Origin of the sequence: Butyrivibrio hungatei (genome assembly GCF_001858005.1) — a bacterium.
GTDB lineage: Bacteria > Bacillota > Clostridia > Lachnospirales > Lachnospiraceae > Butyrivibrio > Butyrivibrio hungatei.
Window position 1 is genome coordinate 2,066,603 of sequence record NZ_CP017831.1, and the last position, 26,784, is coordinate 2,093,386.

The window sequence follows — 26,784 nt, forward strand, 5'->3', positions numbered from 1 at the left end:
CTCTTAAGTGTACCATTTTAGGACTTATTTGTACAATTTAAGGCGATATCATTCAGCAGTGATATCTGCGCCAAAATATTTAACTGAGATCTCTGAAAGTGTACCATCAGCGCGAAGTTCTGCGATAGCCTGATTGATTGCAGCTCTAAGGCTGTCATTGTCAGAACCCTTTGCAAGAGGAACCGCATACATAGTAACTTCTGAATCTACAGCTGCAACCTTAAGATCAGTTGTTCCTGTAGTATTGAAGTAGTCCTGCGCTGATGTATTGGCATTGATAGTAGCATCAACAGTTCCGTTTAATACAAGTGTCATGGTCTCGCCAAGTGTATCTACGTTAGATACTACAGCGCCGTACTTGATGCCCATTGCTTCATATGTTGATCCAGCAGAGTTAGCTGTTGTCTTGCCATTTAAATCTTCAAAAGAACTGATCGAATCATTTGAAGCAAGAGTTACAACTACTGCATGGTCGTAAGCGTAAGGATCTGTAAAGTCGTAAGTCTCTGATCTGTCAGGTGTAACGTCTACACCGTTAGCCATCATATCAAAAGTTCCGGTAGTTACACCAGTAAGTCCGCCATCAAAAGCAACTTCCTTGAACTCAGGCTCTACACCAAGCTTTTTAGCTATTGCTGCTGCAACTTCAACATCAAAGCCAACAAGCTCGTCTGTCTCTGGATCATGATAAGTAAATGGTGACCAGACACCTTCTGTTGCAATAGTGATCTTGCCTGCTGCCTTAATACGTGCAAGGTGATCTTCTGTAGCGCTTTCATTTTCTGCATCTGTAGCATCAGCCTGTGCTGTTTCTGCTGCTGGAGCTTCATCTGCATTCTCTGTTGCTCCGCCCTGTGAACCACAGGCAATAATAGAAGCACTTACAAGAACTGTTGTTAGTAGCATAGATAGTTTTCTTTTCATAATATTCTCCTTGTCTATCTGTAAACTAGTTAGCAGTTTCCAAATTTAGTTTTCTGTGAGCCGCAGGAACTCTTTGGTCCTTGCCTGTTTTGGTGCTGTGAAGAATTCCTTTGCAGGTCCTTCCTCCACGATATTTCCATCTGCCATGAAGATAACATGGGAGGAAACATCCCTGGCAAAGCCCATCTCGTGAGTTACAACTATCATAGTCATACCCTCAGAAGCAAGATTTCTCATTACTTCAAGTACCTCTGCTGTGAGCTGAGGATCAAGAGCTGACGTAGGCTCATCAAAATAAAGTATCTCAGGTTTTGTAGCAAGAGCTCTTGCAATAGCTACTCTCTGCTGCTGTCCACCCGATAACTGGCTTGGATAATAGTCTTTAAAGGATTCCATTCCAACCTTGGTTAAAACGTCAATTGCAATGGCATCCGCTTCTTTTGAATGGATCTTCCTTGCTGATGTAAGGCCCAGTGTCACATTTTGAATTACTGTCTTATTGGCGAATAGGTTATAATTCTGGAACACGAAGCCAGTTTTTTTTCTGATAGCAGCTATATCCCTTTTGGAAATATCAGAAAGGTCATATTCTCTGCCATCAAATACAAATCTTCCGCCATCAGCTTTTTCCAGAAAATTGATGCATCTAAGAAGAGTGGTCTTGCCTGAGCCAGATGGCCCCAAAACTGATACAACATCGCCTTTATTAACTTCTATACTAACACCCTTAAGGACTTCGTTATCCCCAAAGGTCTTCTTAATGTCTTTTACCTGTAATAGTGCCATAATATGCCCTCTTTACTTGCGCTGGCCATAGTTTCCAAGAATCTTTTCACCCTTCTTTTGAATGAAAGTCAGGATCGTACAAAAGATAAGGTAAACAAAGGCTACCTCGATATAAAGAGGCAGATAGTTATATGATTGTCCTGCAAGCTGCTTGGTCTTGGTAAACATCTCTACTACTGTGATACTTGATGCAAGTGATGTGTCTTTTACCATACTGATAAGCGCATTAAAAAGTGATGGAAACGCTGTTCTGAAAGCCTGCGGAAGGATGATATGCCACATGATCTGCATATAGTTCATACCAACGCAGTAGCCAGCCTCCAGCTGCCCCGCAGGAACAGCCTCCATGGCGGCCCTCATGGTCTCAGCACTATACGCACCTTCATTTATAGAAAAAACTATAACAGCCATAACAAACGGATTAGAATGGATTCCCAGAAGTGGAAGTCCATAGAAAGCTACCATAAGCTGAACCAAAAGAGGTGTGCCCCTTATGATCCAGATATAGAGCCTGCAGATTTCTTTGATAATAGGTACATCCGCATACTGCACCATTGCCACTAGTACTGCGATCACAGTTGACAAGATGAATGCCAGTGCCGCAAGCGGAAGTGTTACCTTTAAACCATATTCTAGTATTTTAGGAAAAGAGCTCATAAGAAGCTCTAAAGTCTTTTCATTTAACATCTGATATCCTGCTCATATATGGTAGTGAGCAGATCAAAGATCATTCTTTTTCGTGATCCTCTTCTGCTTCTGCCATAAGTTCTTCGTTATCTACAAGGTCGCCTTCAACCTTTTCTACATACATATGTCCATCGAGATGATCAAGCTCATGGCAGATAGCTCTGGCAAGAAGCTCTTCGCCTTCGATGATATATTCATTGCCTTCAAGATCTACGGCTTTAGCCTTAACGTAATTTGGTCTTGTAACTATACCTGACTTACCTGGAAGGGAAAGACATCCTTCGTAGCCTGTCTGCTCACCGCTTGTCTCTAAGATCTCCGGGTTGATCATAACGATTGGCTGGTCTCCTTCTGGAGAACAGTCGATAACCACAACTCTCTTAAGGATTCCTACCTGAGGTGCAGCAAGTCCAACACCGTTAGCTTCGTACATAGTCTCAAGCATGTCTGCTACTAATTCCTGTATTCTAGGAGTGATCTCTTTAACGTCCTTACACTTCTTTGCAAGTACATCATCACCATATTCTCTTATTGTTCTAAGTGCCATTTTGGCCTCCTTTATTATAAATAATCTGATTCAATCTATATTATCATATAATAAAGCATTTTTGATATATTGTACTCGCAATTAAGTTTTGTACAATTTTATTATATGATATCTTATTTTTCAAAAAAGTCAACTACTTCTTAAAATCCATTGACTGGATCAAAGTCAAACTGAACTGAAATATACCTGAGTTTCCCTTGGTCTTCAAGGCTTCTGATATATTTTTCCATTAAATCTTTGTAATAAATAAGTCCCTGGTAATCGCTCATCTTAACATAAACAGCCATCCTGTAGATGTCGTTTATCCTGCCTATTGATGCCGCTGCAGGTCCAATAAATACTGATCCTTCAAGTTTTCTTTGTTCCATAAGGGTTCTGAGCTTTGTAGCAAAAGCCATTCCCTCTTCTTCGTCCTTACTCATGATCTGAACTGACATCATGTGCGACACAGGAGGATAGCTCAAAAGATCTCTGTATGCGATCTCTTCATCATAAAACTCCTTGTAATCCTGCTTGGATGCCGCAATTATGCTGTAGTGATCAGGCTGATAACTTTGGATTATGACATTGCCTTTTTTGTCTCCTCTGCCTGCTCTTCCCGCTGCCTGAGTAAGTAGCTGGAAGGTTCTCTCACTTGCTCTGTAGTCACTGGCGTAAAGAGACATGTCAGCCGCAAGTATTCCAACCAAAGTAACGTCAGGAAAATCGTGACCTTTGACTATCATCTGAGTTCCTACAAGTACATCAGCTTCTTTGTTGGCAAAGGCCGAAAGGATCTTTTCGTAACTGCCTTTGGCTCTGGTGGTATCAGCATCCATTCTTAGCACCTTGGCCTGTGGCCAGAATTTCTTGACCTCATCTTCTATCTGCTGAGTGCCTGCCCTAAAGGATGAAACATATTTTGAAGAACATTTTGGACAGATCTTTTTCACTGGTTCCTCGTAGCCGCAGTAGTGGCACACAAGCCTTCCGCCTCTGTGCTCAGAAAGAGCCACATCGCAGTGTGGGCACTTAAATACATGTCCGCAGGATCTGCAGGATACAAATCCTGCCAGTCCTCTTCTATTGATAAAGAGCATTGTCTGCTCGCCTCTACTTAATCTGTCCTCTATAAGTTCCTGTAGCCTAAGTGAAAAGATGGATCTGTTGCCTTTTCTTAGCTCTTCTCTAAGGTCAGCTATCTCAACTGTTGGTAGCGTTCCGCCTGTGAGTCTTCTGTTTAGCTCAAACAACTTGTACTCTCCTGTCTGAGCTCTGTAATAGGACTCCAGGGAAGGAGTTGCCGATCCCAGCACTACAGCTGCTCCATCCGGAAGAAGCTTAGATAACTCTATAGCTGTTTCCCTTGCGTGGTATTTGGGCATAGTCTCGCTCTTGTAGGCAGACTCATGCTCCTCGTCAATTATTATGATTCCTGTATTTGGAAATGGTGTGAAAAGAGCTGATCTTGGCCCGATAATGATATCTATATCGCCAGTTCTTGCTCTCTCCATCTGGTCAAATTTTTCTCCTGGAGAAAGTGTAGAATTCATTACAGATACTCTGTCTCCAAAGTGTCTGTAGAATCTCATCAGAGTCTGATAGGTAAGGGCTATTTCTGGAATCAGCACGATAGCCTGTTTACCTCTCTTGATAACATCATCAATAAGGGCAATATATACTTCTGTCTTGCCGCTTCCTGTGATACCGTGGATGAGATAAGTATTTCTTTGGCCCTCATCGTAATCTTTTTTGACAGTATCAACGATATGCTGCTGCTCATCACTAAGGACCGCTTTGCCATATCTTGAACTCTCCGCCGCTACCGGCTTTCTATAATATTCTTCGCTCTCAACCTTGATGATTCCCTGGTCAGAAAGAGCTTTGATAGTCTGAGACGCTATATTAAGCTTACCTGTTACAAATTCATAAGGAATCCTGTCTTCAGGGTTTTCTAAAAGTTCCTTTAAAAGCCTTTCTCTGGCCTTTTGCTTTTTTCTAACGCATTCGTTATAAAGATCTCTTGCCTGCCTTAAATCCATTCTAAGAGATATATACTTGTGGACCTGTCTGTTCTGCTTCTTGGCTGCAGGAAGAACTGTCCTAAGGGCAGCTATCATGGTTGAGCCGTAATGTCTTTTCATCCAGGCTGCAAGCCTCATTGATATATCCTGAGCTGAAACCACTTCGTCAGATACATCGATTATCTCTTTTATCTTGGCAGGATCCCAATTAGGCTCATCTGTAAGCTCAATAACAAAGCCCTTTCTGGTAGTATTCCCTCTACCAAAGGGAATAACTACAGGGCTTCCTATGTCAATCTTACCCGTAAGCTTATCGGGCACCTTATATTGAAAAGGCTTGTCCACCTTCTCATGTGAAATATCAATGATTACGTTAGCGTACATATATATAGTTTACAATGATTTACTTTCTCTCGTCGAGAATCTCCTGGATAAGTTCACGTTCATCCATGTGATACTTTACGCCCTTGATCTCCTGATAGTCCTCGTGGCCTTTACCTGCAAGCACGATGATATCCCCCTGCTCGCCGTGATCAATGGCGTAAGCTATAGCTTCTTTTCTATCTGTGATCTTGATGTACTTACCATCTGTCTTTTTCATGCCAGTCTCAATATCATTTATGATATCCTCTGGCTCCTCAAAACGAGGATTGTCAGATGTGATGATAGTAACATCAGCATATCTTCCACTTACTTCCCCCATCTCAAAACGTCTGAGCTTACTTCTGTTTCCGCCGCAGCCAAAGAGACAGATAAGTCTGTTTGGATGATAATCGCGAAGTGTTGTAAGAAGGCTCTTAAGGGCCATTGCATTATGAGCATAGTCGATCATAAGTGTGAAATCATCAGACACCTTGACCATCTCAATTCTTCCTTTGACCTTAGCCTCTTTAAGTGCAGGTGCAATCTCTTCTGGGGTGCATCCAAGATTATGTGCAACAGCAATAGCGCAAAGAGCGTTGTATACACTGAATTTTCCTGGTGTCTTGATCTCTGCATGCATGTTAAGGAATCCATCAGTATCGAAGAACACGCCAAGTTCACCTGGCTTGTGGATATATGCAAGGTTTATTGCTCTAAGATCGCAGTCCTCATTAAATCCGTAGGTCTGAACCTTACAGGTATGTCCCTCTAAGATATCATCAACATGAACATCATCACCGTTTAAGATACCAACCTTACACTGCTTAAATAGAAGGCTCTTGCAATGCATATAGTCTTCAAAGTCAGTGTGCTCGTTTGGTCCAATGTGATCTGGCTCAATATTTGTGAAGATACCAATATCAAAAGTAAATCCCTGGGTTCTGTGAAGCATAAGTCCCTGAGATGATACTTCCATTACTACGCTATCGCATCCAGCTTCAACCATCTTGGCCATATATTCCTGAAGTGCAAATGACTCAGGTGTTGTATTCTCTGCATGAATGTGCTCATCACCAATGATAACTTCGATAGTTCCAATAAGACCAACCTTGTGTCCCGCATTTTCAAGCATGTTTCTGATAAGGTAAGTTGTTGTTGTCTTACCCTTTGTTCCTGTGATACCGATAGTCTTGAGCTTGCTTGCCGGATTACCGAAATACGCAGCAGAGATAAAGGCCATTGCATATCTGGTATCCTTTACTCTTATTACTGCAATATCAGAGCCTTCTGGAAGCTCCACATCCTGGCTTACAACGATTGCTGCAGCTTTCTTTTCAGCAGCTTCTTTTGCGCAGCTATGTCCATCAAAATTTGCACCCTTGATGCAGATGAAAAGAGATCCTTCAGAAATCTTTCTGTTGTCGTTAACTACGTCCTTTATTTCGACAACTTCTGGATCAATCCTCTCTCCAGAATTCCCTCTAGTAACCTCAAATTCCAGTTTTTCCAGTAAATTACTTAGTTTCATAACAACCTCTCCATTTTTTATTTTTTCGTCACATTTTATTCACAATTTTGCAGTATTATATACCTATAGATGTGAGCAATAGCTCACAATCTCCCCCTCATAAGAAACCGCAGACACACGCTTCGCGTGTGTTTTTGTGGTTTTAGGGGTATTTTTTTTACACAAAATCATTCATTATTATCTGAATGCTATCCCTTCCCTGATAACTATTGATATCGGGATAATATGCTATATTAACCTTCATATTTTCTGCAGTTCCGGCATATAGTTCATCAAGTCCATCCTGACCGTATTTCTCAGTAAGGAATCCATGCCATTTATCCATATCACCAAAATACATCATATCAAGGATCTTACCAGTTCCGTCTGACACTTTGTATTTGCCGCAGTTCCTGTTCTTTCCAAGTATCCTTCCGGATAACAGATAAACATCTCTTTGTGCAAAGCTTGGCTTGGAGTTTCCTGTTCCAAAAGGTTCAAGATACTTAAATTCTCTAACAAGATCCATAGTAGCGTATTTTAGAGGCATTACCATATCAAGATGAACTATTTCCTGAAAATCTTCGGGCTTTAGTTCACATTCATCATTAAGTCTTTTTCTTAATATCTCGATATTTTCTTCAGGAAGCGAAAGTCCGGCAGCCATCTTGTGTCCGCCAAATTTTGTAAAGAGCTCTTTGCACGCAGATAGATGTTCAAACATGTCATAGCTCTCAATTGATCTTCCTGATCCCTTGGCACCGCCATCTAAAGCCCTGGTTAAGATGATCGTAGGTCTGTAATATTTCTCTTTTACCTTACCAGCAATGATACCTGCTATAGATTCATGAACCTTTGGAAGGTACAAAACGATGACCTTTGGAAGATTTCCTTTCTGGCTCTGTTCCTCAACCATTTCTATGGCTTCGTCAACGCCTTTCTTGGTGAGGTCCTTGCGGTCGTCATTCATAGCCTTAAGATCTCCAGCTATCTTGGCAGCCTCTGCCTCATCCTCGCAGGTAAATAATGAAAGTGCCCTTGTAGCAAGATCAAGTCTTCCTGTCGCATTAAGGCATGGTCCGATGACAAATCCATAGTGAAAACTAGACATCTCATGAGCATTAAGACCATTTACGTTTATAAGCGCTTTTAAGCCCTTATTTGATGTATAAGGAATTCTTTTTAGGGATTCCTTCACAATGATCCTATTTTCGTCTCTAAGCTCCATTACGTCGCATACAGTAGCAATTCCTGCAAAAATGATCTTCTCATCAAAAAAAGCTTTAAATTCATCTTTTTTGTCATCTAAAAGACCTGCCATGACCTGAAGGAATTTGTAAGCTACTACTGCTCCGCAGATCTCTTTAAAATGATATGTGCCATCCTGTCTCTTTGGATCTATTACTGCGTCTGCAGGAGGAAGTATCTCTTTGTCTCCATCCTTTGGAACCTCATGATGGTCTGTAACAACAATAGTCATGCCATTATCCTTGGCATGCTGAGCCTGATCATAAGCTGCAATTCCATTGTCACATGTAATGATAGTATCAATGCCATCTGCAAGAGCATCATCCACAAGCTTGATACTAAGTCCATAGCCATCCTTGATTCTATCAGGAAGGACACAATCTACCGTTGCTCCCATAAGAGAAAGTCCTGAAACCAAAATGTATGACGAACAGATCCCATCAACATCATAGTCTCCTATTACTCTTATCTTGTCACCAGCCTTGATCCTCTCAAGCATGACCCTTGCTCCCTTTTCCATATCCGCCATTCCAGCTGGATCATGGAGCATTGAAACATCTCCGTGAAGATACTCATCAACAGTCTGAGTATTGCACTTCTGGTTCTCATTTTCTCTACTATCTATAAGCCTGTTAGCAATAAGCCTTGCTGTAATATTTGTGATTCCAAATTCCTTTGCAATCCCATCAAAATCAGCTTTCTTATTTGCTATCATCCATTTTGCCATAATTACCTAAATCCTTATATAAAAAAAATTGTGTTCTTCTATGAAAAAAATGCGAACACTCACTTGATATAATACCATATTTTTCCCGATAGTTCTTGGTACCTGACATATGACAAGAGGAAAGATTCATCCTTCGCTCCGATATTTTTTGCAGTTCATAAGTGTTGAAAACGAACAGATTACGCAATTACTGCAAAAAATAAATCCCTCAGGCTAAATCTTTCCTCTTGTCATATTGGCAGTTATTTAGAAAATATAGGAAGTATTGAACGAATCAAACAAGAGTAATACCATTCCAACTATTTTGCTAATGTTTAACATGACTCTATTAATTGTCGATGATACTTTTCTATATTTTATCTTCTTTTTGGTATTACTAGGCTATTTTTAGATGATACCATTTTCATATTTTTCCTCTACTTAGTACCACTAGACTAAATTCTTGTAATACTATTTTCATATTTTTCTTCTACTTAGTACCACTAGACCAAATTCTTGTAGTACCATCTTCATATTTTTCTTCTACTTGGTACCACTAGACTAAATTCTTGTAATACCATTTTCATTTTTTCCTTCTACTTGGTACCACTAGCCTTAATTCTTGTAATACCTTTTTCTTGTTTTTCTTCTTTTTAGTACCACTAGGCCAAATTCTTGTAGTACCATTTTCATATTTTTCTTCTACTTAGTATTACTTAGCAAATTTTAGATGATACCATTTTTATAAATACTTTTAGCTTGGTATTAGTGGGGCAAATATCAATAATACCAATATATCTTTTATTTAAGATTTGATATCATTTATACTCAGCGCTGTGATACTAACTGCGCAAATATTACTATGTTGGTATTATCAATGTCATAGAAAGCTTTTTAGTCTTTCCTAAATAGCAGATAGCATGAACGAGCATTATTTTTTAGTTTGAGCGTTTTATTTTTTGTAGTAGATACATAACATGAAAATAACCCTAGTAGATCTACATTCTGAACGAATGCGAAGTAAATCTACTAGGGTTATTTGAATGTTTAATGTATCCTACAAAAAATACTACTAAGCGAACAATGAAAAATAATGCCGTTCATGCGTCCGTTTTAAGAAATTGTCCGCCATCAGTACCTTAAGCCTTCTTCTTGAACTTTGTCTTAAGGTCGTACCAGATTGGTGATGCGATGAAGATTGATGAATATGTTCCGCAGATAACACCAACCATAAGAGGAAGTGCAAATGCTTTGATATCAGCAACACCAAAGATGAAAAGTGCAAGTACTGTGAAGAATGTTGTAGCAGATGTGAACAAGCTTCGTGTAATTGTCTGTGACACTGATCTGTTAACAAGATCTGCTGTTTCTCTTCTGTTAGTAGCGTCATGAAGGTTCTCACGGATACGGTCGAATGTAACGATTGTATCGTTGATTGAGTAACCGATGATTGTAAGTACTACAGCAATGAATGTGCTACCTACTGAAAGGTATCTAATAAGTGCATAAGCTGTGATAACTACAAGTGCATCATGTGCAAGAGCGATGATAGCTGCAGCACCAAACTTGATGTCCTTGAATCTTACCCAGATGTAGATAAGCATAAGTACAAGTGCTACGATAAGAGCTTTGACAGCTGCGCCTCTCATCTCACCTGAAATAGTTGAACTGATTGTCTCAGCAGCAATGTTTTCAGCTGTTACACCGTAGTTATTTTCAAACATTTTTTCTACAGCTTCTCTCTGTGCAATGTTGAGAGTAGTTGTCTTAAATACTACCTGATTTGTTCCTGCAACTTCGTTAAACTGAACTTCGCTTACTTCAGCTGCTTTCTTGATATCAGGAACAATTGTATTTTCAATCTCTTCACGAGTGTAATCTTTGTCAAAAGTAACTGTTGAAGATGTACCACCAATGAAATCAAGGCTGTAATTGAATGCGCCAATACCCTTTGCAGAGTTGATTCCCATTGTAGCAATACCAACTACAATTATAAGAGCAGAAATTGCATAGAAAATCTTTCTCTTTGAAACAAAGTTGATTGTCTCAATCTTCTTAGCCTTTCCATAGAAAGCTACATTCTCAAATCCAAGTCCGTAGAAGATAGAAGTAATGATTCTTGTAACTACGAGAGCTGTGAACATTGAAAGGATGATACCAAGGATAAGTGTTTCAGCAAATCCCTTGATAGAACCAGTTCCGCCAATCTTAAGAACAACTGCTACGATAAGAGTTGTGATGTTACCATCAAGGATTGATGAAAGAGCTTTGTTATATCCGTTCTTTCTAGCTTCATCAACAGACTTACCAGCTGCAAGTTCCTCTTTGATTCTGGAGAATACAAGCACATTAGCATCAACCGCCATACCAATTGAAAGGATGATACCTGCAATACCAGGGAGTGTAAGTGTCATCTCAAATGCTGAGAGCAGGAACACTATAAGTCCGCAGTAGAATGCAAGAGCAAGTGTTGCTGAAAAACCAAGTAATCTAAAGAACACGATCATGAAAATTGCGATAAGAACAAATCCTACTGCTGCTGCAATAAGTGAGGTCTTAATAGCATCTGATCCGAGCTGAGCACCAACTACACTAGAACGAAGTTCTGTGAGCTGAAGCTTAAGTCCACCGATTCTTATAAGTGAAGCAAGGTTCTGAGCTTCTTCATATGTGCTCTGACCTGTGATAACAGCCTTACCATCTGTAATCTCTGCCTGAACACGAGGAACACTGATGAAGTGGCCGTCATAGTAGATACCAATTGTCTCACCAGCAGCATATGCCTTAGCTGTTGCATCAGCAAATGCCTTAGCACCTTCTTCTGTAAACTCAAGAGAAACTACTGGCTCCTGAGCACCATAAGAATCCTGCTGTGAAGCAGCCTGTGAACTAGCTACCTGATCACCTGTAAGAACAATTGAACCATCTGCCTGAAGGTCTTCCAATGATTTATCAAGAACATAACCCATAAGGAGGTTACCGTCCTCATCTACTTCCATAGTGCCATCAGCATTGATTCCATAGTGATATGAATAGTTCTGATTGCCTTCGCTGTCTGTCTGAGCGATGAAATAAAGGTTACCAGGCTGTCCGAGTTCCTCAAGTATCTTGTTTGCATCTGATACGCCAGGAATCTCGATGTTAATTCTATTTGAACCTTCCTGATATACTAAGGCTTCTGTGCTATACTGCTCTACACGCTGCTGGAGCTTGTAGATTGTATCGCTCATATCCTCTTTATCAGGATTCTCTTCTCCTGATACTTCATAGGTGATACTTACGCCACCTGCAAGGTCAAGACCAAGATTGATACTTGATAAAGATCCTGACTTGTCCGCACCAAGTCCGTTAACTGCTGAATAACCAACTCCCCCAAGCAGTAAAAGGACTACGATGAGAGCTAAAAATGATTTTAGCTTTTTCATTGATATATCCTCCCGTTACATTAAGCTTCTTCGGCCATAGCCGCTTTTATCATAATCGCACATTCGATTCGCTTTCTCTGAAGCTCACATCCGTGCTTATATGTTGTATTGATATCGCCGTTAAAATTATAGGCATTTGCAGCACAACCACCGCTGCAATAATATCTAGCAAAGCATTTCTCACACTCAGGTCTTGAGTATACATTACTCTTTTTGAACATTTCCCTGATATCGTTTCTGGTAATACCTTCGTATACATTACCCATAATAAAATCTTCATTACCAACAAACTGATGACAAGGATAAAGGTCTCCCCATGGTGTAACACCAAGATATTCACATCCTGATCCACATCCAGAAAGCCTCTTGGCTACACAAGGGCCACCTTCAAGGTCGATGTTGAAATGGAAGAAGTTGAATCCTCTTCCCTCTTTCTGTCTTTCAAGATATAACTTAGCAAGCTTATCATATTCCTCGCAAAGCTTTGGAATATCCTCATCCTTAAGAGAGTACCAATCTTCTGGCTTGGCTACTACTGGTTCTACAGAGATCTGCTTGAATCCAAGATCAGCAAGATGCTTAACATCCTCTGAAAAATCAAGGTTATTGTGAGTAAATGTTCCTCTTACAAAGTATCTGAGCTGATGACGGCTCTCTGCTACCTTCTGGAACTTAGCAACTATGTCATCATAGCTACCCTGTCCACCACGTCTAGGACGCATAAAGTCATGAACTTCCTTACGTCCATCGATGGAAAGAACGATGTTACCCATCTCTTTATTTACATATTCAAGAATCTCATCATTGAGAAGAGTTCCGTTTGTAGTAATTGTGAAACGAAAATTCTTGTTATGCTCTTTCTCGATTGATCGGCCATACTCGACAATCTTCTTGACTACTTCCCAGTTCATAAGTGGCTCGCCACCAAAGAAGTCAACCTCTAAGTTTCTACGATTTCCTGAATTAGCCACAAGGAAATCAAGAGCTTTTTTACCAACTTCTTCACTCATGAGAGCTCTTCTGCCGTGGTACTCACCCTCATCAGCAAAACAATACTTACATCTGAGATTACAATCATGTGCGATATTGAGGCAGAGAGCCTTGACTACAGTCTCTCTGTTCTGGAAATCATCAACATAGTTCTCGTATACATCATCTGTATAAAGAACCTGTGCCACACGAAGCTCTAAAAGTTCCTCAACTGCTTCACGGATCTCTTCCTGAGAATATTTATCAGAAATACCGTCTAAGGAAAGAGCTTCCTTAGAAAGCCACTCTAAATCTTCTTTCTTTATTTCCTGTTCGTCATCAGCGGCTGCAGCACTGCCATACTTGCCACTGAGCTTGTCCTCAACAAAACTAACTAGATCAAAAACAACATCATCAACTACGTGAACTGACCCGCTGTTAACATCTAGAACAATGTTGTAACCGTTGTTCTTATAAGCGTGAATCATAAAATCTCCTAAACAAGTTTTACACAAAGCAGGCAGCGACCTCGGCCGCTGCCCGAAATAATTACATTTTCCTAAATATCAAGAATTACTTGCTAAGCTGCTCGCAGCTCTGGTTACCTACTGTGCAAGATGTCTTGCAAGCAGACTGGCATGATGTCTGGCACTCACCGCATCCGCCCTTCTTCATTGACTCTTTAAGATTTCTTGTAACTAATGACTTTACGTGCTTCATAATTGCCTCCTACTTGAAAATGATAACTAATTTTCCACTTTCGAGTTTTTTACATCGTCCTAGTATAACATATTTTGTAAAAAGATTAAAGTGTTTCTTTTTCTTCGTTTTCCATAGGTGTGTTGACTGTCATGAGGACTTTAGTGATCCTGTTCCTCTTAACGCCCCTTGCAGTAAGCGTAATACCGTTATCCAGCGTCACTGTCTCACCGTTTCCAGGGAGTCTGTCAAGGTTTTCGATCATAAGTCCGCCTATGGAGTCATAGTCCTCAGAATCAAGATCTGTTCCAAGGGCATTGTTGATATCGTCAAGTTTCATATTACCCTCAACAAGATATCTCTTTCCACCTACATTCTTAATGAGCTCTGCTTCATCAAGGTCATACTCATCTCTGATCTCACCAACGATCTCTTCCAAGAGATCTTCCAAGGTGATCATTCCCACAGTAGCGCCATACTCAGATAAAACAAAGGCTACGTTCTGGGTCTTTTCTCTCATTTCCATGAGAAGATCAGCTGTCTTTTTAAACTCATAGGTATAATAAGCTTTTCTGATGTAGTCCTTTATCTTGAAGTTTTCTTTATCTTCAACAAGAATAAGGTCTTTTACATTGATAAGACCTATTATATTGTCCTGTTCATTGCCTTCATACACCGGAATTCTGGTGTACATGTCTTCTTTGAAGGCTTTCATGACCTCGTTGTAATCGGCATCTGAGCTAACACAGCTCATATCTATCCTTGGGATCATGATATCTTTGGCAAGAGCATCACTAAAATCAAAGACATTGTAGATGATCTGCTTTTCACCACTTTCGATGACGCCGTCTTCATGGCTTACATCCACATAGGTCTTGAGTTCCGTCTCAGTCATGGACTGCTTGTTATTAGTGTCTACTCTTATGATCTTAAGGATGATAGTAGCAATTCCGTTTATTATAAAGCTAAACGGCATCATGATATACATGATAGCTACGATTAGTGGCGCATACCACAAAGCCAAAGTCTCAGCATAAGCTGTTGCTATAGTCTTTGGTATGATCTCACCAAAAATAAGAACAACAAGTGTCAGTATTCCTGTACCTACACCAATGAGTTTACTTCCAAAAACATCTGTCACATATACTGTCATAAGTGCAGAAGCACTAAGATTGACAATATTATTGCCAATAAGTATCGCAGAAAGAAGTTTCTGTGTGTCCTCGCATATATTAAGTACTGTACCAGCGCCTTTTTTGCCATCGTCAAGCATAGCTCTCATCTTGACCTTATTGACTGTCATAAAGGCTGTCTCAGCAGATGAAAAGAATGCTGATAAAAATACAAGTACGATCAATATAGCGAGCCGTATCGCGTGTGTGTCCACAATTTCCTCCTATAAGAAAACTCTTAATCCAAGTGAAATACCGGATGAAGATCTACAGCCACAGGGCTGTTATCTGGATTGGTATCCATAATATCTGCCATAAAATCCCACCATTTGCGATTGATAGGAGTATCAGCACTCTTTGCCCAAAGCTCTTCATCTTCTATCTCGATATATCCATACAACACATTAGTCTCTTCGTCTAAATAGATACTGTAATTGTGTCCCCCGTGTTCATGGATCATTTCCTGCATCTCAGGCCAAAGCTCGTTGTGACGCTTCTCATACTCTTTTGCCATTCCTGGATACAATTTCATCTTAAAACCTTTTCTTATCATGTCTATGCCCTCTCTAGTTTATATTAGTTCAAAGGATTAAGATAAAACTCCTTTGTCTCCTCATATCCCTGTTCAGAAAGCTGCTGCTTCTGGAACTTTTTATTTTTATTCATACGTACTACAAGTACCTGCTTGCCTTCCGCTCTTTCTTTCTGAGCTTCTGCAATGATGTCTGACAATCTCTGTCCCTTAACACCCTTCTCAATAAGATATGCCACCTTGTCGCTCTCTCCAGGAATCTTGAAGCCTTCATCCATCATGATCATGATGATACGCTCAAATCCGATTGAGAATCCGCAGGCTGGTGTGTCCTGTCCAAGGAACTTACCGACCATCTTGTCGTAACGTCCACCACCGCCGCAGCTTCCGCCATACTGTGGCATAGCAACTTCGAAGATAGTTCCTGTATAATATGACATTCCACGTACAAGTGTAGGATCAAATACCATTTCAAACTGAGCTGACTTAGTAGTCTCTACGCTGCTGATGATCTCCTGAAGTCCTTCATTAACTTCTGAAGAAAGGAAATCTCCGAGCTTCTCAGCAATAACCTTAAGTCCATCAACACCACTCTTACCTTCTACTGCTCTGAAAAGATCAAGATACTTGTCGATGCTCTCCTTGGCATATCCACTCTTTTCAAGTTCCTCCGCAACGCCATCGATACCGATCTTGTCCATCTTATCAAGTGTGATGAATACGTTGTCATAATCATCTTCAGCAAATCCGCTGTATGCAGCCATTGCCTTAAGGATCTGACGATCGTTGATACGGATCTTGAAGTCCTTGAAGCCAAGTCTTCCAAGAGTTGTTGTTGTAGCAAGAATAAGCTCTATCTCAGCAAGGTTGGAAGCTTCGCCTAAAATATCAATATCACACTGCATGAACTGACGATATCTTCCCTTCTGAGGTCTGTCTGCTCTCCATACATTTCCCATCTGAAGTGCCTTGAATGGTGATGGGAGTTCATTGGCATGGTTAGCATAAAAACGAACAAGAGGAACTGTAAGGTCATAGCGAAGACCTGAATCAGTAAGATCATTTTCCTCTTTAGCAGTCTCTAAATTAAGCTTCTCTCCTCTTTTCATAACCTTGAAGATAAGCTTTTCATTTTCGCCGCCCTGCTTACTATTAAGGTTGGCAAGTGACTCAACACAAGGAGTCTCAATAGAAGTAAATCCAAATTCCGCATAAGTCTTCTTGATAATACCTATGCAGTAATCTCTAAGTTTCATCTCTGAAGGCAAAATATCCTTCATACCGGTAACAGGTTTCTTAATAAGTGCCATAAAATCCCTTTCTATATGCAAAAATAAACATGAAATATTGTACACTTAATACAAGGCCTTTGCAACGTTTTCCCTACTTGTTATGTTCAGCGATAAACTCAACAAACTTATCTGCGGGAAGAGGTCTTGAATAATAAAATCCCTGGATGTAATCACATCCTAATTTCATGATCTGTTTTGCCTGTTCTTCTGTCTCAGCACCTTCAGCCACTATTTCTTTTCCAAGGGACTTTATGATCTTGATCATATTGAGCATGACCATATATGAAGTCTCAGAATCAAAGGCAGATTGAATGATACTCTTATCAAGCTTGAACACATTAACAGGAAGATTTGATATCCTGGCGATATTGGAATATCCTGTTCCAAAATCGTCCATAGAAAACTTAACTCCTGCCTTCAGGAGCTTATCAATATTTTCATCAACTACTGTAGTTATATCTTTTTCCCATGTCTCTGTGAGCTCAAAGTTTATCTTGTCAGTGCCAACTCCATGCTTTTGCAAAATACCAAGAATGTTGTCTGCCATGTTAGTCTGAATGCAGTCCACAATTGAAAGATTAACTTCAATAAAGTCTATTCCCATGTCACAGATGCCAGTTGATGTGATCATCTTGCAGACAGAGTTGATAACAAAATTGTCTATAGCAAGAACCGCTCCATTGCGCTCAGCAACAGGCATAAAAACAGCAGGCGAGATAAAACCAAGCTGCGGATCTTTAAGTCTTACCAGTGCCTCACAGGTTGTATATTTACCTTTTTCAGGGCAATAGATCGGCTGATAATAAACATCAAGGAGCTTATCTTCAAGTGCATGCTTTACGATGTTATCTATCTTTTTGTCATGCTCAACATACTTAAGATTAAGATCTGTAACTCTGATCATATCTCTGCTAAGTCTAGCAAGAGCCTTTCTGATGACGCCTCTTATCTCGTTGTACCTCTCAAGCGAATCGATCTCATTAGGAAAGCTTATTGCACAGGTGCTCACAAAGAGCTTGATCTGGTCATCCTTAAATGCCCAAGTATCTTTAAATCTTTTCTTGACCTGATCAGAGATCTTGCCTATAACAGGATCATCCGCGTTCACATCTGGAATAATAAGGGCATAGCTGCCGTCTTCAATATAAAAAACATTTGAACCATCAATAAATGACTTAAAGTATCTTGTAAGCTGCGTTAAAAGGCCTGATGAAACCTCCATCTGCTCACTTCCTATTATCACAGCCAGCTTATCAACGTAGACCAGCAGGACGGTAAAGGATTTTTTCTGCAAAAGATTCGTAGAAATTGAGAAATCAAGTGCCTTTCTGGTGCCTGTTCCAGAAAATCTGTCCATAAACTCACTTGGATTCTGGAAAGTGTATACGCAAAGAAGCATAGCGATAGAAACATTAAATTCAAATATCGAGCTTGATTTAGTCAGGATCCTTACAGGAATACCAGCAAACATCAGCATATAATATATAAGGATTGCCAAAAACTTCTCAGTGCTAAGAGTCTTGGCGTATTTCACAAGCAAATATGCTCCAAATATGAAATAGAGCCATATTCCAAGATTGATCGTTCCTGCCTGAGGATAGTGATACTGAAGTTCTCCTCTGCTATCAAATGAATAGAAAAAATCCGAGAAAAATCCACTGGCGATGACCATTAAGGGATATGCTGCCGGAAGAACTAATATCAGTTTCCTTTTTAAATTAGGTGGTTCAATATGGAAAATAGCCAGTACATAGGCCATACTGTAATATGCCATGATATAAATACAGATTCTCTCTATAATCTGAGCTGCACAATTTGTGTCATAGGAAACAAGAGCACTTCCTTCACCAAAGGACCATAAATTATGCAATAGTCCCATAACATTCATTACTATTCCATTAAAAATGAGCACACCAAAAATAGCACTTTGTTTTCCGTAGTAATAATCCTCCGCCAAATAGATGATCAGGATTACCACCAGCAAAATAAGTGATGCAACAGAAAAGCACGCAGTATAATGTTGAGGATTGATTATGAATTCCATATTTAGCCCTCGTCAAAATATGCATCAATAAAGTTTACGTAAGAACTATCCTTGATAGGTGCGCACAGATAGTCTCCGATAAGATAATCACATCCAAGGCTCTCTGCCATTTCCATGTCATACTTGGTCATAATATCAGTCGCGCATACAAAGATACTGATGTCATGGAAAAGGTTTACTATGCCCTGTGCCACTTTTTTCATATCCTCTGATTCAGCAGCAGCCCTAAGGACTGAAGAGTCGATATTTACCTGCATTACAGGGAGTGACAATATCTTTTCAAGGTCTCCATAACCGCTTCCGAATTTATCAACGATTATGTAACATCCAATATCCTTGAGCATCTTGATATTTCTTTCTGCTATAGTATTCATGGTAGTAAGGGTTGTCTCTGTAAGCTTAATACTAACCCAGCTTCCATCAGCCTTTTCTTCTCTAAGGATCCTCTTTACCCTCTTTACGAAGTCCGTTTTGGAGATCTCACCCTGAGACATCGCTACAACTGCTCTATACTTACCATTTTTATCTCCGGCATTCCAGAAAGCCAGAGCTCTGCAGGCACGTCTAAATACATATTCATCCGCATCCATAAGGGTCTGTGTCACAGTCCTCTCAGGAATACGGCCTCTCATATCTATCTCATTTCCAACTTCATCCCGCAAATATCCCACTACATCTGCGTTGTAATTAATCTTATAGATCTTGGACAAAAATGGCTGGAACTTGATGACGATCTTCTTTGCTTCCAGATTGTCTCTTGCAAGATTGTCGTAATCTCTTTCTTTTTTGAGCTGAATAAAATTGATGCTATCAATATCAAATACAGGACTGTGGATCTCGGCAATATCCTCTGTCACAAGATCTACCTTGGTGATGAGTTCTGCTGAGCTAAAATAGTGCCTTGGATAGCTCATAAGGAAGCAATGTCCAGAAACTCTGATAGCCATTCCATCATGTTTCCAGGGTTCATGAAGTCTGTAAGATATCTTGTACATCAAAGCCTTAACCTTTGCTTCATCATCAGAATGAACAGTTATAGCAAAGACATACTCTGAATATCTGTAGGTATAGGTAGTTAGTCCAAATTCCTTGAAGCCAACATTCTTGAGGTATTTAGCAATTCTTTTCAAAACGCCAAGCCCCTTCATGTAGCCAATCTCTGAACTAATTGCTCTGACATTATCTATTGTCACAAAAATGGTGTTATGCTTGCTATTACGCTTAGTCTTGAGATCAAGACCTTCCATGAAGGCTTTGCGATTTAAGATATTTAAAGTCTCATCAACCATCTCGCTTGGATTCTGAAGAGTAATAAAGATAAACGTAATACTGATGGTGTTAAAAAAGTTCTCTATAAGAAATGTAGGGTATAAATACTGCAAAATGATACCTGCATACACAAGAAGAATATATGAAGTAATGATAACCGCAGTCTTGAGCCTCATAAGGTGTTTATATTTAAAGATAAGAACTATACCATAAAAGATATAGTAACTGGCAATAACGTAAAAGATATAAAGAAATCTTCCTCTGTGATAAGCACCATCAGGTGAATAATAGAATAATATCGGGGAAAAGAAATTAATAATAATGGCAAAAAAGCCAATAGCATATCCTAATCTGAGCAGTAAAAAACCTTTGAGCGATCTAACAGGATAATAGATGTCAAGAACTGACATAATATAAAAAAGATAAGCAAAAGCAGACCCTAAATGTGCAAGGAAAAACAAAGACCCCATGATCATTTCCAAAGTATTGTACCAGGAAGCATCAATAGGATTGATCTGAAGATAAGTCTCTACACGTTCAAAGGCAGTGGAAAGAAATACTGTCAAAAACAGCAATGTAAAAGCTCTCTGTCTATAGGCAGGAACTCGTCGCCTTGACAAAGAGGTCAATGCTATCGTTATTAAGATGCACAACGCACAAATATCAAAATAAATATTATAATGCATCAATACTCTCCAGCTCGAATCAGTTATAGCCACTTAAGCGGATTACTGATTATTTTAGCTCTGGCAATAATATCGTCAGAATTGTCCATCAAGTATTTCTCCAAGCCTCTCACCTCATCAGGTGAATATCCATTCTGTTTAATTATTCTACCTTCAGGCAAAACACCCTCTGCCACTTCTAAAATCGTACCATTTTGTCTCTCGAACTGGACTCTGACAACCTTTTTGTCATCCTTGTCCCTCAAAATCGCAGAGTATGTCATTTTCATTTCGCCATCTGACATTTTATTTACCTTGATCTCAAAATAAAAAAGTGTTGTTAAAACCAATTGTCCTAACAACACTATTTTACCACATATAAAGTACAGGTTAAATCAAGAAATAACTTCTTTGAACTGCGCAAGAGAACTTATTTTGTCAATTTTGCAGATAGCACCATCTTTAAGCTCAGGCCAGTTCTGAAGATATATTGCCATTCCCTCTTTAAGAGGTCTGATATTCATCTCTGCACTAAAGCCATCTTTTGGGCTACCTACAAATCTCTTAAGTCCAATCTCCCACTCCTGTCCGGTGTAGAAATTATCAGCAATGACATCTCCATTTCTAAACATCTCTGCGTCACAGCCCTTGTAATCAATGTGAATGAATACTTCGCTCGAGTTTTCAGGCATGTCAGATACTGATATCTCATATTTTGAGCTCTCTTCTGACTTTTCCTTTGCTTCAAAGGCAGCTACAGTAGTATTTGTATACTCATTCTTACCTTCGTAAATTGCAAAAACATCTGATGAAGCAAAGTTTTCCACTTTTCCAGCCTCTTTTAACCTATTAAAGCTTGAAGGAGTATGCTCAAGAGTTGGGAATGCCCTAAACATAGGCTTCATACTGCACTTATCCACAATCTCAAAGTAAAGTTCCACATTGCCATCAGCAGCTGTAACTGCTTCGCCGTCAGACACGATAAGGTAATCTCTGCCTCCAATGTTCACCTTGGTTGAGTGAACAGCTTCTTTTCTGGTGATAGTCACGATATTATTGCCGTCAAGGTCGCCCTGAACGTCACTCTTTGTATCTTCATCAGAATCGGTGTAAAAGACGTAAGCACTATGGCCTTTTCCATCATAATTATCCAGCTTGCAAACAGGTGTCGCATCAATTGTTAAAAGAGCTTTATCGCCAATTGGCATGTTAAATGGATAAAAGAAGAAATCGCCATCCTTAAGGTCTCTTTTTGGGAACTTGCAGATAACTTCTCCATTATCTGCATATGCTGTAAGCTCAACATCGCTGTGATCTGCCATCTTGTATCTTCTCTGATAGTTATTTACAAAAAGATATCCGGAATAGCACTCTCTTCCGTCTGCGAGATTTCTCTTTTTGCATCTCACTGATGTTCTGATGTCAGTAAGGTTATTTGGCTTAAGTGGATTACCTGGCTGAGCCACATATGGCATGTCACACATATCAGATCCAAAATCATGAACAAAGCTGGAAATAAGCCTTACTTCTCTGTAAGTATCCTCCATCTGTCCGTACTCACGAAGAGGAGCATTGAAATCATAGGAATATGCAGGAAGATCATTAGGATATCCTGTTTCTTTGGTCTCCTGAAGAGTTGTAAGTTTGCCCTTTGGATTAGTTCCGCCATGGTACATGTAGTAACCAAGAAGATTAGCCCCGGATCCCATCTTGACCATAGTCATAGCTGCTGTATCAAGTCCTGTTGCGATAGGTCTTCTGTGATGTGTTACCTGAAGTCCACCGCCAAGCTCAGCAGTAAGGAATGGGAACTTAGACATATCAAATGTAATACCAGCTCCAAGTCCATGGTCAGAGCCAATATTATGGTCATTTCTCTCTTTTGTAAAAATGTAATTTCCGCTTGGCTCGATCTCTGTTGTTCTAGGATCCCAAGGAGCCTCGCAGTATCCACCCATAACAGGAAGCATGCCGCCTGTTACAGCGCCGCCCCATCCAGTTGCTGTGTAAAGCGGAGCATCAAATCCGATAGAAAGAGCCATGTCTCTAAGAGTTCGCATGTGCTGCTCACCCTCTTCGCCGTTCTTGCCACCAACATGACCATATTCATTTTCTATCTGAATACCAATTACTGGACCGCCATCCTTGATAAAGAAGCCCTTTGCCTGTTCATAGGTCTTTTCATAAAACTTCTTAACATGCTCAAGGTATCTTGGGTCATCTGTTCTTACTTCGTATCCCTTATCCTTGGCATCTAAAAGGAGCCAGTCTGGGAAGCCACCGTTTCTAGCTTCGCCGTGGGCCCATGGGCCAATTCTAAGGATTGAATAAAGCCCGCATTTCTTGACTGTAGCAAGGAAATCTCTAAGGCATCTGTCGCCAGTGAAATCAAACTCGCCCTGAATCTCTTCATGGTGGATCCATATAACATAAAGAGATACGATGTCGATTCCACCAGCCTTCATCTTGCAGAGCTCTTCTTCCCAATATTTCTTTGGGTATCTGCTAAAGTGCATCTCTCCCATCATAGGGAAAACGCGCTTTCCATCAACTATAATGCTGACTGGGTCAAAAGAGATTTTGGACTCAGGTGTTATTATCATAAAAAACCCTCATTTCATAAGCTTATTATTTGGTGCTCTCTTTAAGGATTACTTCGTAATTCTTGAGAGTTCGGCTTGCAACCTTCTCACCATCAATCATTTCAAGAAGCATTCTTGCAGCCACAGCCCCGAGATTTCTCTCATCAAAATTAAGGCTTGTCACTGAAGGAATGGCATTCTCTAGTATTGAACTATTGTAGAAAGATGCGATCCTTATATCATCAGGAATCTTGACGTGTTCTGTTCTGCACCTTGCCATGACAGCGTTAGCCACATTGTCGTCCATACAGACGACTCCGTCAATACCTTTTTTTAAGAGTTCCATAAAAGCATTGCCTATCTTTTGAGCTTTTTCGCAGTCAAGGTATATCAGTGATGGATCAACAGTCAGGCCTGCTTCTTTAAATGCTTCCAGAAACGCATTAAGCCTGGTCTTTGTGATAATATGATCTGTTGAACCACCGATTATTGCAAGTTTCTTGAGCCCTTTTGCTATCAAAACTGATGTAAGTTCCTTGCAGGCTCCATAGTTGTCATTGTCCACAGTGACTATACTCTCATCAGTGGTTGTTCCCACAGCAACAAAGGGTATTCCTGCTTCTTTGAGGTATCTGGAAGGTTTGTCATCAACTAAAGTTCTGGTGAGAACAAAGCCATCAACCTTGTGGTTATCTATTATTCTCTTAAGAGCAGACTGATCATCTGAAGTAATAAGAGAGACCACAATGTCATACCCATAATTTGCAGTTACTTCGCTCATGCCAATCATGCACTTCTGAAAGAATGGCAGATCAACAGCGTTATAGTCATCAGGCCATACCACGCCTATATTAAAAGTTCTCTGGCCAGCAAGAGCCCTGGCTACAACATTAGGCGTATAGTTATACTTTTCAATGTAATCAAGAACTTTGATCTTGGTGTCATCACCTACTCTGCCTTTTCCTGAAATAGCTCTGGAAACTGTAGTTTTGGAAATGCCAAGTGCTTTAGCAATATCATCAATGGTAATCTTTCCGTTTGGCATAATCGCGTTCTCCATAACCTACCGGGAGGTTAACCCTTAACAGCGCCTCCGGTAACACCCTCAACATAATATTTCTGCAAGAACATGAACAATAAAGTTACAGGAATAGCTACTACTATTCCACCTGCACAGAACCTTGTAAAATACCCCTGATAATCTCCAACAACCATCCATCTTTGCATGGCAACAGCTACGTTATAGCTCTTATCATGACCAAATGCGATATATGAAGCAAATACATAATCACACCATGGTCCCATGAATGCTACAAGGGCTGTGTAGATGATGATAGGCTTGGACATAGGAATAGTCATTGTAAGGAATACTCTGGCACGTGAAGCCCCATCAATTCTTGCAGCCTCATCAAGAGCCTTAGGTATTGTATCAAAATATCCTTTACAAACATAGTACCCCATACCAGAACTTGCAACAGATACAAGAATAAGTCCTGGGATAGCACCTGCCTGTGTAAGTCCAACCTGCTTTAGCAGGAAATACAGACAGATCATCGTAAGGAATCCTGGGAACATTCCAAGTACGAGCCAAAATCTCATAAGAAGTGTTCTGCCCTTAAATCTCATTCGTGAAAGAGCATAACTTACACAAAGTACATTTAATGTATTAAGTACAGCAACACAAAGTGAAATGATAAGTGTATTGAGATACCATCTTGTGTAGTTATTCTGCGTAGTATCAAAAAGGAATCTGTAATTATCAAGTGAAAATGTATGAGGAATAATGTAATCAACCATTCCGCCATACTCTACGCTAGCATCAAAAGATCTGAAGCTGGCCATCAAAAGACCAAAATATGGAAATAGCCAGATCAAACTTATAAGTATAAGGACAATGTAACCAATAACATTTCCTACTGCTCTTTTTCTTTTCATTGAACCTTGATTTATATTAGCCATTATTGGAAGCCCTCCTCATCTTTAACTGATGGTAACAGGTTGTATACCACAAGGCTGACACCAGCTGTAACGATAAATACCATGATACCTATTACTGCGGCCATACGATAGTTCGTATCGTTGATAGTCATCTTGTACAGCCACGTGATCAGAAGATCTGTTCTTCCAGCGCCTCCTACAAGGTTACCGGTCTTTGGTCCGCCCTGTGAAAGAAGGAAGATTACGTTAAAGTTATTAAGATTTCCTGTGTACTGTGTAAGAAGGAATGGTCCTGTTACAAACAGCATATAAGGCATTGTTATGTGACGGAACATCTGCCATGGAGTAGCTCCATCAATACGAGCACTCTCATAGAGATCTTCCGGAATATTCATAAGAAGTCCAGTTGCAATGAGCATCATGTACGGAATACCGATCCAGATGTTTACTACAACAATAGTGATCTTTGCAAGAACTGCATTTTCCCAGAAAGGAATAGCTGAAGTGATGGCACCGATCTTTAAAAGATATCCATTGATAAGTCCATCTCTTGCAAAGAGCTTAGATACATAAAGCAGTGATACAAACTGAGGTACAGCAATAGTTACAACAAGGATTGTTCTCCAAAGCTTCTTGAATCTGATGCCTTTTTTGTTGATAAGCATTGCAACTGCTATACCAAGGAAATAGTCAATAAATGTCGCAAAAAGTGCCCATAAAAGTGTCCAGATAAGCACTGATACAAACGTACTACCAAACCCGGCAGATCCGAATGAAAAGAGCTGATGAAAGTTCTCAAGTCCTACCCATGTAAAGAGATTGGATGGTGGCTGATGGTTCGCATCATAATTGGTAAAGGCCACGCATATCATGAATATAATTGGCAAAACAGTAAATACGAATATTCCAATAACTGGAAGTGCAAGAAGTGTCTTGTCAAAATTAGAATCAAAGAGTGATAAGAAATCATCCTTGTTAGTTGGAAGCTTTCTACCATTCTTGAGAATAAGCTGCTCTGTGCGGTTTATTCTAACGTTGATCCTCCAAACTGTTATAAATGCAATAACAGCAAATAATGTCAAAAGGCCAAAAAGAAGTATCAGGAAAGAGTTATCTCCATATACAGTCTTTCTACCTTTTTTGCTTGTAGCAATTGTTCCAAGCGTGGATAATTTGGACAGATAATTCCATCCAAATCCAAATACAAAATATAAAAGTCCTGCTTCTACAGCTAAAAGAGCTAACCCCCTGAGCCATAATCCCCTAAGTAAAGAACCAAATCCAAAAATTAAAAATGATATTCTTGTCTTAAAGTCGCCTTCTTTAAATGTAACACCGATCTCCTTTAAGTCGCTCACAAGAATACTGAAGAAATTTGCTAATGCATTTTTCTTTTTTGGGCCGCTTTTTTTATTAGCCATACCGC

General features: G+C 39.9%; 20 protein-coding genes. All 20 read right to left on the minus strand.

Annotated features, from left to right (window positions below):
* Positions 1 to 48 precede the first annotated feature (48 nt).
* Positions 49 to 924: a transporter substrate-binding domain-containing protein gene (locus tag bhn_RS09590; RefSeq protein ID WP_071176496.1), complete on the minus strand. Its 876-nt coding sequence runs from the start codon at positions 922 to 924 to the stop codon at positions 49 to 51.
* A 45-nt stretch (positions 925 to 969) separates the two neighbouring features.
* Positions 970 to 1,710 carry an amino acid ABC transporter ATP-binding protein gene (locus bhn_RS09595; protein WP_071176497.1) on the minus strand — a complete coding sequence of 247 codons (741 nt, stop codon included), beginning with the start codon at positions 1,708 to 1,710 and terminating at the stop codon, positions 970 to 972.
* Positions 1,711 to 1,722: 12 nt separating this feature from the next.
* Entirely contained in the window at positions 1,723 to 2,397 is a 675-nt protein-coding gene (locus bhn_RS09600; RefSeq protein ID WP_071176498.1) for an amino acid ABC transporter permease, read from the minus strand.
* A 40-nt stretch (positions 2,398 to 2,437) separates the two neighbouring features.
* Complete coding sequence (gene def, locus bhn_RS09605) at positions 2,438 to 2,944, minus strand: peptide deformylase (protein ID WP_071176499.1); 507 nt, start codon at positions 2,942 to 2,944, stop codon at positions 2,438 to 2,440.
* A 140-nt stretch (positions 2,945 to 3,084) separates the two neighbouring features.
* Positions 3,085 to 5,331 (minus strand): replication restart helicase PriA, encoded by a 2,247-nt coding sequence (gene priA, locus bhn_RS09610; protein ID WP_071176500.1) that lies wholly within the window; start codon positions 5,329 to 5,331, stop codon positions 3,085 to 3,087.
* Between the two features lie 19 nt (positions 5,332 to 5,350).
* A complete protein-coding gene (locus bhn_RS09615) occupies positions 5,351 to 6,838 on the minus strand; it encodes a UDP-N-acetylmuramoyl-L-alanyl-D-glutamate--2,6-diaminopimelate ligase (protein WP_071176501.1) in 1,488 nt (495 codons plus the stop codon).
* 157 nt (positions 6,839 to 6,995) lie between these two features.
* Entirely contained in the window at positions 6,996 to 8,792 is a 1,797-nt protein-coding gene (gene recJ / locus bhn_RS09620; RefSeq protein ID WP_071176502.1) for a single-stranded-DNA-specific exonuclease RecJ, read from the minus strand.
* Positions 8,793 to 9,910: 1,118 nt separating this feature from the next.
* Complete coding sequence (gene secD / locus bhn_RS09625; RefSeq protein WP_071176503.1) at positions 9,911 to 12,196, minus strand: protein translocase subunit SecD; 2,286 nt, start codon at positions 12,194 to 12,196, stop codon at positions 9,911 to 9,913.
* Positions 12,197 to 12,216: 20 nt separating this feature from the next.
* Positions 12,217 to 13,653, minus strand: a complete 1,437-nt coding sequence (scfB, locus tag bhn_RS09630; protein ID WP_071176504.1) for a thioether cross-link-forming SCIFF peptide maturase — start codon at positions 13,651 to 13,653, stop codon at positions 12,217 to 12,219.
* 85 nt (positions 13,654 to 13,738) lie between these two features.
* On the minus strand, positions 13,739 to 13,885 hold the full coding sequence (gene scfA / locus bhn_RS09635; protein ID WP_013281386.1) for a six-cysteine ranthipeptide SCIFF: 147 nt from the start codon (positions 13,883 to 13,885) through the stop codon (positions 13,739 to 13,741).
* A gap of 85 nt (positions 13,886 to 13,970) precedes the next feature.
* The gene (locus bhn_RS09640) at positions 13,971 to 15,251 is read right to left on the minus strand and encodes an HlyC/CorC family transporter (protein ID WP_071176505.1); all 1,281 of its coding nucleotides are present in this window, start codon (positions 15,249 to 15,251) and stop codon (positions 13,971 to 13,973) included.
* A gap of 23 nt (positions 15,252 to 15,274) precedes the next feature.
* Positions 15,275 to 15,589 (minus strand): L-rhamnose mutarotase, encoded by a 315-nt coding sequence (gene rhaM, locus bhn_RS09645; RefSeq protein WP_071176506.1) that lies wholly within the window; start codon positions 15,587 to 15,589, stop codon positions 15,275 to 15,277.
* A gap of 23 nt (positions 15,590 to 15,612) precedes the next feature.
* Complete coding sequence (hisS, locus tag bhn_RS09650) at positions 15,613 to 16,878, minus strand: histidine--tRNA ligase (protein WP_071176507.1); 1,266 nt, start codon at positions 16,876 to 16,878, stop codon at positions 15,613 to 15,615.
* Between the two features lie 73 nt (positions 16,879 to 16,951).
* Positions 16,952 to 18,904, minus strand: coding sequence for an EAL domain-containing protein (locus tag bhn_RS09655; RefSeq protein ID WP_071176508.1), 1,953 nt, complete (start codon positions 18,902 to 18,904; stop codon positions 16,952 to 16,954).
* Between the two features lie 2 nt (positions 18,905 to 18,906).
* Entirely contained in the window at positions 18,907 to 20,793 is a 1,887-nt protein-coding gene (locus bhn_RS09660; RefSeq protein ID WP_161487318.1) for an EAL domain-containing protein, read from the minus strand.
* A gap of 89 nt (positions 20,794 to 20,882) precedes the next feature.
* On the minus strand, positions 20,883 to 21,143 hold the full coding sequence (locus bhn_RS09665; protein ID WP_071176510.1) for a hypothetical protein: 261 nt from the start codon (positions 21,141 to 21,143) through the stop codon (positions 20,883 to 20,885).
* Positions 21,144 to 21,233: 90 nt separating this feature from the next.
* Positions 21,234 to 23,441, minus strand: a complete 2,208-nt coding sequence (locus bhn_RS09670) for a beta-galactosidase (protein ID WP_071176511.1) — start codon at positions 23,439 to 23,441, stop codon at positions 21,234 to 21,236.
* 25 nt (positions 23,442 to 23,466) lie between these two features.
* Positions 23,467 to 24,465 carry a LacI family DNA-binding transcriptional regulator gene (locus tag bhn_RS09675; protein WP_083385886.1) on the minus strand — a complete coding sequence of 333 codons (999 nt, stop codon included), beginning with the start codon at positions 24,463 to 24,465 and terminating at the stop codon, positions 23,467 to 23,469.
* A gap of 29 nt (positions 24,466 to 24,494) precedes the next feature.
* Positions 24,495 to 25,379, minus strand: coding sequence for a sugar ABC transporter permease (locus tag bhn_RS09680; protein WP_083385889.1), 885 nt, complete (start codon positions 25,377 to 25,379; stop codon positions 24,495 to 24,497).
* Complete coding sequence (locus bhn_RS09685) at positions 25,379 to 26,779, minus strand: carbohydrate ABC transporter permease (RefSeq protein ID WP_071176513.1); 1,401 nt, start codon at positions 26,777 to 26,779, stop codon at positions 25,379 to 25,381. The genes bhn_RS09680 and bhn_RS09685 overlap by 1 nt, the downstream gene beginning before the upstream one ends.
* Positions 26,780 to 26,784: the final 5 nt, after the last annotated feature.